Source organism: Flavobacterium sp., from assembly GCF_035760125.1.
Lineage (GTDB): Bacteria > Bacteroidota > Bacteroidia > Flavobacteriales > Flavobacteriaceae > Flavobacterium.
The window spans coordinates 1-4,881 of sequence record NZ_DASTTN010000407.1 but is presented as its reverse complement, the minus strand read 5'-3'; the positions used below and the strand labels follow the sequence as shown (position 1 = coordinate 4,881).

Genomic DNA, 4,881 nt, shown 5'->3' with positions numbered 1-4,881 from the left:
GTTAAAATAATTCCATTGGCAATTTCATCTAAATTATTTTTGTAATGTGATACAACCAAAGAAGTATCCCAATTAAAGTTACCTGAAGATTTAAGATTATATCCTACGGTAATATCATATCCTTTATTACTCATTGTACCCAAATTAGAGTATGGTGCAGAAACCCCTCCATATTGTGATCCTCCTCCTGTTAAGTATAGAGGCAATGGCACTTGAAATAAAAATCCTTCTGATTTTTTATCATAAAAATCAACGCTAGCAAACAATTTGGATTCCAACATTGTAAAATCAATACCAAAGTTTGTCTGATTCAATGATTCCCATACTAAATTTGGATTTGGGTAATTTGCTGGTAAAAACCCGCTACCTAATCCTGAATTTTGAACATTCAACATCGCAGAATAACTATTGTTTGGAATCTGTTGGTTACCAGTTTCTCCATAGCCTAATCTGAATTTAATATTGTCAACATATTTACGTGTTCCTTCCATAAAAGACTCATTAGAAAGTTTCCAAGAACCTGAAATTGCATTAAAAACACCTTTTTGATTGTCTGTTGTAGGGTCAAATTTAGACGAAACGTCTTGTCTTGTAGAAGCTGTAATACTGTACTTATCATTAAAGTCATAAATTACACGAGCAAAAAGAGACGAAAGAGAAGCGCTTCCTTTATATTGAGTCACAGTATTGTTATCAACATCGGCCAAATTTAAGGTATGAATAGAATTTGTTTTAAAACCTTGTGCAGATGCTATTACTCCTTCCCAATGTGAATCATTCGCTTCTTGACCTAATAAAATTGTAAAATGATGTTTATCGAAAGTCTTATCATAAGTCAATAAGTTTTTAATATTCGTAGAATACCAATTTTGTCTTCTAACATCTAAATCTGCCAATGCATTTTCTTGGCTTCCCCATTTATAAGAAGGTCTAAAATCGTCGTTTTCAGAAAACTCAGTATTTCCGGCAATCTCAATACGATACTTCAATCCTTTAAAAAGATCGGCTTCTGCATAAATATTTCCTAAGAAATTTTTACGAACCAATTTATTTTCTCTAGTCAAAGCTTCTGCAACTGGGTTATAATAAGTTACACTTTGTTCTGATGACGGTGGCCCAGCAAATGATCCATCAGCATTTCTAACTGGTATATCTGGAGCTTGTAATAAAGTATTCGATATTAATCCTGAATAACTTTGATTCACCGTAATATCTTCATTAGTAATCCCCGCCGACATATTTCCTCCTACTCTTAGCCAACTTTTAATTTTAGAGTCCAAATTTAATCTTACAGTATATCTTTTTAATCCAGAATTAATGATAGTCCCTTCGTTATCCAAATAACTTCCCGATAAATAGTAACTAGTACCATCTTTAGCCCCTGAAAAAGATAATTGGTGACTTTGCGAAATGGCAGTTCTATATACTTCATCTTGCCAATTTGTTCCTGCCCCTAATAATTCAGGATGTGAAAATTCCTGACGTGTTTGAAAATCCCATAAATTAGCCAAATTGGTTTTTAGAGTAGCATATTCTTGTAAATTCAAAACATCCAGCTTATTGGTAACATTACTAATTGAAGTGAAATTTTCATACGCAACTCTACCTGTTCCTTTTTTACCAGATTTGGTAGTAATAATAATAACCCCATTAGCACCTCTTGAACCGTAAATTGCAGTTGCAGAAGCATCTTTCAAAATGTCCATAGACTCAATATCACTAGGATTTATCATTGATAATGGGCTAACAGCATTGTTTCCACTTCCACCTGATGAAGAAAATCCATCTCTACCAGCCAAAGGACGTCCACTTGTAGATTTTCCTGTAGCATCACCAGAAACAGGAACTCCGTCAATTACATATAAAGGTTCATTAGTACCTGAAATAGAAGTAGTACCTCGAATCCTAACAGAAGCAGCACTTCCAGGAGCCCCTGAGTTATTGGTTACACTTACCCCTGCAGCCTTACCTTGAAGCATTTGGTCAACACTTACTACTTTTAGGTTCTCAATATCTTTTGCTTTTACAGTAGAAACAGATCCATTAAGGTTACCTCTTTTTTGAGTTCCGTAACCAATCACAACGATTTCTTTCAAGTTTTCAGAAACAGATGTCATGGTAACATTAAGCTTAGAGTTTCCTTTTACCCCTACTTTTTTGTTATCAAAACCAACAAATGTAAAAGTCAATATAGCATTTGCAGGTACATCGATTGAGTATTTCCCATCAAAATCAGAAGAAACTCCTTGAGAAGATCCTTCCGCTTTAATATTAACTCCGGATAATGGCAGATTATTAACATCTGTAACGACACCTTGCACCTTAAGCTGTGCATTCATGATACCACAGGTAAATAGTAAGAACATCAATGGAACCTTTCTGTGGTTTACTTTCCAATGAATCAAGTCGGACAATAATTTTTTCATAATAAAAATTTGTTAGTTAAGTTTAATAATTTCCGAAAGGGTAATTCGGTCATTATTATTGGCATTAATAAATATGATTTATAATTAACAAATTTATAACAGTAGTTAACATCAAATTAATATTATTATATCATTTCATGATAATATATTTTCAAAATGAAAAATTTAATTACACATAACAAAATTATAATCAGAATTTTTTAAATTATTACTATTTATTACCTATAATATATATCATATAGTTAATTTAAAAATAAAAAATGCTCCCAGAAAGACTCTTTCAGGAAGCATTTTAGCAACAAAAACAGAAGTGTATTACAAGATTCTCTTTAATCCTGAAAAATCATCGCGGTATTGACTAGGCGTACATTTTTTAAAAGCTTTAAAACTTCTATTAAAATTGGCTATATTATTAAACCCCGACTTGAAGGCAACCTCCGAAATACTTAGATCTTTCTCCACTAGCCACCTCGCTGCATAGCCAATTCGGATGTCATTAATATAATTGACAAATGTTTTTCCAGTGCGTTTTTTTATAAATCTATTAAAAGAAATCGTCGTCATATTAGCCACACCCGCCACTTCTTCCAATGATAATTTTTCGGCAAAATTCTTTTGAATATAATCATAAATCAATTTCATTTTGTCATACTCTTCAAAAGTGTCATTTTCAACTGTAAAAGTCGACAAAAGCCTTTGATTACGGGAGTTTGCTAGATCATACAAAATTGAGATAATCTCCAAGAAATAATCCATACCATCCAACTTAGATATCTTTATTAACCTTGGAGTGAGCATTTCAGCTACCTGATTTGAAAATAAAATACCATGTACAGAACGATTAAACATCTCCTTTATAGGCGTCATAATTCGTCTGGACAACAAAAATTCATGAAAAAGATCGTTATGAAATTGAATTGTTATTTCGTGAATATCTTTATTTTTACACTTATGCTGCTCCCAGCCGTGATACAAATTAGGACCAACCAACACCAATTCTATATCGTCAATCTCTTCTATATTATCACCTACGACACGTTTCACTCCTTTTCCGTTCAATATAAAATTAATTTCAAATTCAGGATGATAATGTACGGGATAATCAAATTCATCTTTAACTCTATCAAAAACCAAAAAACTATCTTGTGCTGCGAGTGGAACTATTTCTCTATGAAAATTTTTAAAAGCGCTCATAATTCATTTTTTATTTGCAATAATAAGATATAAAATTGACAAAATAATATTAATCCAAAAGATCTTATTACTATATCTTTGAAAAATGGATTTATACTTTTAAAAGCAAAAATATCTTTAAAAAATATAAATCATTTTAAAGCCGTTATTTTTTTAACATTTTGACAAAAAATTAATAAAAAGACAAAATTGCAGCTTTAAAATTTTAATCACTTGATATTCAATCCGAATCGATTTTGATTTTATTTTAAGCTAATAAAAACTCATTACAATAGATATGGCAAAAACAAACTACATATTCTCACTTTTTTTAACTTTTAGCACATTTTGCTCCTCTTATTCACAGAGCAGTGATACTAAATTATCAATATCTGATAAAAAAGCTACCAAAAAAACTATACAGTTGTATCAAAATTTACACAAAACTGTTAATAATGGCATCTTATTTGGTCATCAAGATGATTTGGCATACGGTGTAAACTGGAAATATGAAGAAGGAAGAAGTGATGTAAAAGATGTCGTTGGAGATTATCCAGCAGTTTATGGATGGGATCTGGGAGGTCTTGAAACCAAATCAGATAAAAATATAGACGGCATTCCTTTTGATAAAATGAGACAATACATCATTGACGGATACAATAGAGGAGGTATTATCACTATTAGTTGGCATTCCAACAATCCTTTAACAGATGGAAATGCTTGGGACACTACTCCAAAATCATTGGCTTCGGCTTTACCTGGAGGTGAAAGTCATGAAAAATATAAAGCTTGGCTGGATGAAGCTGCAAAATACATCTTAACTTTAAAGGATAAAAAAGGAAATTTAATTCCTTTGCTATATCGTCCCTTTCATGAACTTACCGGAACTTGGTTTTGGTGGTGCAAAAACAATGGAAGCCCAGAAGAATTTAAAAAACTTTGGAAATTCACTATCGATTATTTTCAAAAGAAAGGAGTTCACAATTTAATCTACGTATACAACACGGCCGATTTCAACTCAAGAGAAGATTTCTTAAAATACTATCCAGGCTCTGAATATGTTGATGTTTTAAGTTTTGACAAATACATTTATAATGATCCTTTGAAAGACAATTCATTTGTGGAAAATTGCCAAAGACAATTTGGGATAATAGACCAAATTGCCAAAGAGCAACATAAAATTATCGCTTTTGCAGAAACGGGTTACGAAGCCATTCCATATGACAAATGGTGGACAGACACATTGATGAAAGCTATGGGATCCTACAAAATATCCTATGTG

3 protein-coding genes are annotated in these 4,881 nt (G+C 32.0%); 1 reads left to right on the top strand and 2 read right to left on the bottom strand.

Annotated elements, in window-relative coordinates:
* Positions 1–2,426, bottom strand: a 2,426-nt coding sequence (locus VFS71_RS14410) for a SusC/RagA family TonB-linked outer membrane protein (protein ID WP_326402091.1), incomplete at its 3' end; no start/stop codon positions are given.
* 315 nt (positions 2,427–2,741) lie between these two features.
* The gene (locus VFS71_RS14405; RefSeq protein ID WP_111408987.1) at positions 2,742–3,620 is read right to left on the bottom strand and encodes a helix-turn-helix domain-containing protein; all 879 of its coding nucleotides are present in this window, start codon (positions 3,618–3,620) and stop codon (positions 2,742–2,744) included.
* Positions 3,621–3,897: 277 nt separating this feature from the next.
* Between VFS71_RS14405 and VFS71_RS14400 the strand changes: the two genes are divergently transcribed.
* A partial coding sequence (locus VFS71_RS14400) for a glycoside hydrolase family 26 protein (protein ID WP_326402090.1) occupies positions 3,898–4,881 on the top strand: 984 nt, incomplete at its 3' end.

Coding starts and splice junctions, on each gene's coding strand:
- VFS71_RS14405 (WP_111408987.1), bottom strand. CDS start 3,620: ATGAGCGCTTTTAAAAATTTTCATAGAGAAATAGTTCCACTCGCAGCA.